Source organism: Spirillospora sp. NPDC047418 (assembly GCF_040643275.1).
In the GTDB taxonomy this organism is placed as follows: Bacteria; Actinomycetota; Actinomycetes; order Streptosporangiales; family Streptosporangiaceae; genus Spirillospora.
The window spans coordinates 1-1,225 of sequence record NZ_JBEYTW010000213.1; the positions used below are offsets into that span (position 1 = coordinate 1).

At 70.9% G+C, this 1,225-nt stretch carries 1 protein-coding gene; it reads left to right on the top strand.

Features of this window, described 5'->3' with window-relative positions:
* Window positions 1-48 precede the first annotated feature (48 nt).
* Window positions 49-1,218 carry an IS30 family transposase gene (locus ABZ806_RS45100; protein ID WP_500226152.1) on the top strand — a complete coding sequence of 390 codons (1,170 nt, stop codon included), beginning with the start codon at window positions 49-51 and terminating at the stop codon, window positions 1,216-1,218.
* Window positions 1,219-1,225: the final 7 nt, after the last annotated feature.

Here is a 1,225-nt window from a genome sequence, read left to right on the forward strand (position 1 = left end):
GGCGGTTTCTAGTGTCTGTTGCGACGAGGTCTTTGGAAGGATCTTGTTGTGCCAGGAAAGCGTTTGACGAGTGCCGAGCGTGCGCAGATTGAGGTGTTGTTCGGTGTGGGCTGGTCGTTTCCGCAGATCGCGGAGGTGATCGGTCGGGACCGGTCGACGGTGTGGCGGGAGGTGAAGCGCAACAATTCCTACCGGTGTTCGGATGCCGGTGGTGGTGGGGCGCGGCATCCGGGGCGGGCGACTACCGCCCGTCCGGGCGGGCTGGGCGGGCTGTATCGGTGGACGTATTCGCATGTTGCGGCGCAGCGCAAGGCGGACGCGCGGGCGCGGCGGCACCGGCCGGGCAAGCTGGTCGGCAACAGCGGGAACAGGGGCCGGGCCCGGTGCCAGGGCCGGTTGTGGCCGGTGGTGCGTGATCTGCTGGTGCAGCGGTGGTCGCCGCAGCAGATCGCGGCGCACCTGCGCGTGAGCTATCCCGACCAGCCGGAGATGCGGGTGTCGCACGAGACGATCTATCAGGCGATCTACTACCAGGCCCGGGGCCGGATGCGGGCCGAGCTGGCCCGGCAGCTGGACCTGCGGACGGGTGAGAGGTCGGTGCTGCGCAGCGGCCGTGCCGCCCGCCGTCCGCAGTCGCGGACGGCGCGGGCGGCGCGGGCCGAGGGCGCGGCCCGGTCCGGTAAGCCCTGGGTCGAGGGGCTGCACATCTCGACCCGGCCGGCGCAGGCGGGCGGCCGGGCGGTGCCAGGGCACTGGGAGGGGGACCTGGTCATCGGCGCCCGCGGGTCCAGCGCCATCATCACCCTGGTCGAGCGCACCACCCGGTTCGTGATGCTGGGCGCGTTGCCGCACTCGCGGGTGTCGCAGGAGGTGGTGAGGGTGCTCACCGGCCTGATGGGCCGGCTGCCGACCGAGCTGGCGGCGTCGTTGACCTGGGACCAGGGGGCCGAGATGGCCGAGCACGCCGACTTCACCCTGGCGACCGGCTGCCGCGTGTACTTCTGCGACCCGCACTCACCCTGGCAGCGCGGCTCCAACGAGAACACCAACGGTCTGCTGCGGCAGTACTTCCCGCGCTCGTCCACCGACTTCCGGGCCTGGACCCAGCAGGACCTGGACCGGGTCGCCCGTGAACTCAACGGACGACCCCGCCAGACCCTGGACTGGGAAAACCCAGCCCAAGCCCTCAACCGCCACCTCGTTGCAACAACCACTTGACGCCAAG